Annotated in this window: 5 protein-coding genes; 4 read left to right on the top strand and 1 reads right to left on the bottom strand. The window is 38.0% G+C overall.

The genetic code is table 11. From position 1 onward, the window contains the following. Nucleotides 1-53: 53 nt before the first annotated feature. From M901_RS15485 to M901_RS16875, 4 genes are all read left to right on the top strand, one after another. On the top strand, nt 54-1,361 hold the full coding sequence (locus M901_RS15485; protein ID WP_034722647.1) for a nodulation protein NfeD: 1,308 nt from the start codon (nt 54-56) through the stop codon (nt 1,359-1,361). Between the two features lie 3 nt (nt 1,362-1,364). Continuing rightward, the gene (locus tag M901_RS18250) at nt 1,365-1,499 is read left to right on the top strand and encodes a hypothetical protein (protein WP_021279157.1); all 135 of its coding nucleotides are present in this window, start codon (nt 1,365-1,367) and stop codon (nt 1,497-1,499) included. A gap of 203 nt (nt 1,500-1,702) precedes the next feature. Beyond that, nucleotides 1,703-2,464, top strand: a complete 762-nt coding sequence (locus M901_RS15480) for a slipin family protein (protein ID WP_021279154.1) — start codon at nt 1,703-1,705, stop codon at nt 2,462-2,464. After that, the gene (locus M901_RS16875) at nt 2,461-3,018 is read left to right on the top strand and encodes a hypothetical protein (protein ID WP_021279156.1); all 558 of its coding nucleotides are present in this window, start codon (nt 2,461-2,463) and stop codon (nt 3,016-3,018) included. The genes M901_RS15480 and M901_RS16875 overlap by 4 nt, the downstream gene beginning before the upstream one ends. Before the next feature lie 17 nt (nt 3,019-3,035). On the opposite strand, the gene M901_RS15470 is transcribed toward M901_RS16875, so the two are convergent. Then, nucleotides 3,036-3,413 (bottom strand): hypothetical protein, encoded by a 378-nt coding sequence (locus M901_RS15470; RefSeq protein WP_198295420.1) that lies wholly within the window; start codon nt 3,411-3,413, stop codon nt 3,036-3,038. Nucleotides 3,414-3,712: the final 299 nt, after the last annotated feature.

Here is a 3,712-nt window from a genome sequence, read left to right as displayed (position 1 = left end):
GAAAATAACTCTATACATATTTTTAATCTCCATTTCAAAAGAAAGGAATCATGATGGGATTTATAAAATCACTCTTCATTCTTCTACTTATTCAATTTCATTTTACGGGTTTTGCCGAGCAAACCAATGTATATGAAATTAACAGAATACTCAAATTTAATATTGATTCGACAATCAATCCGGCCACTTTAGACTACTTAAAGCATAATATTGAGAAGTTCCCTCAGGCCGATGCTTATTTCATTCAAATGAATACTCCTGGCGGATTACTCTCAACAACGAAAGAGATCATGATCCAGCTCTCAAGCTCTAAGAAGCCAACAATTATCTGGGTTGGACCTGCTGGTTCATCGGCAACCAGTGCTGGGGCCATTATCGCTTCAAGCTCCCACCTCCTCTTTATGGCCGAGGGAACTAATATCGGAGCAGCAACTCCGATCTCGAGCACAGGAGATCTTAAAAAGAATTCTGATCTTCGTTCTAAGGCCATTAATGACATCAAGGCCCTGGTAAGATCTCAGGCCCAACTCCATGGCAAGAAGGCCAAGCCTTTTGAGAAAATGATTGAAGAAGCTGCAAGTTATACGGCCAGCGAGGCCCTTAAGGCCCAGGCCATTGATGGACTGGCCCAAAGCTACGAGGATGTTTTAAAATCAGCACACAAACGCCAAGTCAGACTTGGAGATAAGAAAGTTGAACTTTCATTTAATTCAAATATTCAAGTGACTGATGCCAAAATGGATCTCGGTCAAAGACTCTTAAATATTTTAAGCTCACCTAATCTCGCCTATATCCTCTTCCTAGTTGGAGCGGCACTAATCTATCTTGAGTTTCAGGCCCCTGGTGGTTTTATAGCTGGAGCAATTGGAACAGTCTGCTTAGTATTGGCATCAATAGGCTTTGAAGTGCTACCACTCAATCTCGGCGCTCTGGCCCTTATCTGCTTAGGCTTTGTGTTGTTTATTTTAGAGATATATATCACCAGCTTTGGCATACTCTCCCTCGCAGCGACCGGAGCACTCGTGGCAGGCTCTCTCTTTCTCTTTAGAACTGATGATAGTTATTTGAGTGTCTCATTCTCTGTAATTATGTCAGTTGTTGCAGCGATTGTGACTTTCATAGGAATCGTATTCTATATTTATATGAAGAGCCGTAAGAAGATAGGCCAACATAAATTTAATGATGACAACCTACAGATAGGAACGGTTATCGAAGTAAAAGAACAAGGTAAGTATATGATTAAATCACACGGGGAAATTTGGCGTGCGACAAGTCAACAAAGTCTTGTTCTAGGAGACAAAGTCCAAGTTCTATGTAAGAATAGAGACCTCACTTTAGAAATAAAAAAAATTGAAGGATAGTTTATGTCAAAGAGAACACTTTCACAGGTATTATCAATAGCTTTCGCCCTCTCAAAAGCTGAAGAGGTAGGAATCAATGAAATTAAGTGGCTTAGAAATGAAGTTAAAAGATGGGCCCACAACCTCATCTCTTTTTAGGTAGGTAAAGTAGTTAGCGACCTTCTTTTTTATTGAGTTTTTATAGAGACGACACATCAACAAAAAATGAGGGAGAGAGGGCGAAAGCCGCTAACTCATGTAACTATCTTAGCTGACAAGAGGAGCGCTTACATCTGTTAGGGGTCAACTCATTGTCAATTTTGTGTCAAATTCAACTTTTCTAATGATTCCAAGGAGTAGGAATGAATTTTTTAGGACCTTTTTTACCATTTGTCGTTATCATTTTAATTCTCTTATTCAATTCCATCAAAATTCTTGCGGAATATGAAAGAGGTGTTATTTTCTTTCTCGGCCGTTTAACTGGCGTACGTGGACCAGGACTTATCTTTTTAATCCCAGGGCTTGAGAAGATGCAAAAAGTCGATCTCAGAACAGTCACAATGGATATCCCATCACAGGATATTATCTCGAAGGACAACGTAACTTTAAAAGTTAATGGTGTTGTTTATTTTAGAGTTGAAGACCCTGAAAAATCGATTATTGCTGTAGAGAATTTTCTTCAGGCCACAGCTCAAATTGCTCAAACGACTTTAAGATCAGTTATTGGACAATTTGAACTCGATGAAATCCTTTCTAAAAGAGAGAATATTAACTTAAAACTTCAGGCCATTCTCGATGAACAAACTGAACCATGGGGAATCAAAGTTTCCACTGTTGAAGTTAAGGCCATTGATCTTCCAATTGAAATGCAAAGGGCCATGGCCAAACAAGCAGAAGCAGAAAGAGACAAGAGAGCAAAAGTTATCTCTGCCCAAGGTGAACTTGAGGCCTCAATAAAACTTGCTGAAGCGGCAGAAATTCTTGGTAAACAAAAAGATGCTATTGTTCTAAGGTACTTAGATACCATGAAAGAGATCTCATCTGGAGAGGGAAAATCGACAACTTTCTTTCCATTACCAGTAGATTTCTTAAATAAGGTGATGAGTGATAAAATAGGCTCATGATCACAAAGAAACTAATTCCATTTTCAAGAAAGGAGTATCCTTTTGAGTTCAACTCAACAGTCTCCTTTCTTGAGAACTGTATTAAAATCGATTATATCATCACGGGAGATATCTCCTCTATTGTCATTGAAAAATGTAATGCAACACCTCAAAGACTCATCGGACTTTGGAAGAAGACCTGCTTTGAATTCTTCTTAAGAAGCGGCAAATACAAAGAGTATATGGAGTTTAACTTCTCCTCTTCTCTGAACTGGAATTGCTTTAACTTTAACTCAGAGACAAAAGATCTCACTGAGTGGAATATTATCAATACACCAAAAGTTAAGATCGTCAAAACAGAAGACAGAATTGAGATGAATGTTATCATCGAAAAAGTAAATCTCGCCCTGGCCCACCAAGACTTTAAGAAATCTGAGTATTCAACAACTGCGGTACTTTTAATTGAAAATGAAAAAGGTGATATTATCGAGACGTTTTGGGCAATAAAGCATGCTGATATGAAGCCTAACTTTCACCATCCGGAAAGTTATCAGCGCTGCATAGATAAGTCTTAGCAGCGCTAGAATTGATCTTATAGGCAGAGGATATCGAAGTTATCTGCCAGCTTAATTTTAAATTTATCTAAGAGATTATTGTACTGAACCTGAATGTCAAAGTTCTGCTCAACATACTCAGAAATATCAGTGTTAAAAGTTCTTAGTGTTACTGTAAACTCAGGGGCCTCAGTTCCGATATAACCCAGAGATGACTCCTTAGCTGTAATAAGAATCACAGGAGGAAGCTCGAAGTCCTTTTGAGAAGTTACACACTTGTCCTTATAGCTACTCACAATATGCTCTCTTACTTGTTCGTTAAAAAGCTCATTTTCAAGAAGCTTTCCACTCCATCCAGTGTTGGCAAAAACCGCTGAAGTCATTAGTAAAAGTGTCACAGTTTTAAGAAAATTCATCATGCTATGCTCTCTCAATTGTCAGTAATAAAGGGCAATTCCCTTATTTATTAGGTAGTGAGCATAATACTTATCCGAGCTATTTATTCAACTTTATGCTGACGACCTTTTCCTTTTTACATTCACAGAAAATGTGAATTTTCCCTAAATAATCTCAAAAGCTGTTCCGATCAGGTAAGTAATGAAAATCAAAGAGATTGATATATTCAAATATAAGGATTACAGAAAGCTGTTAAATGATGTTTTTGAGCATCAGAAGGCCACAAAACGTAATTACACCTATGGTAAATGGGCCGAAC

It is taken from the genome of Bacteriovorax sp. DB6_IX, from assembly GCF_000447775.1.
In the GTDB taxonomy this organism is placed as follows: domain Bacteria; phylum Bdellovibrionota; class Bacteriovoracia; order Bacteriovoracales; family Bacteriovoracaceae; genus Halobacteriovorax_A.
The sequence above is the reverse complement of the archived record's forward strand: the minus strand, read 5'-3'. Positions and strand labels throughout refer to the sequence as shown.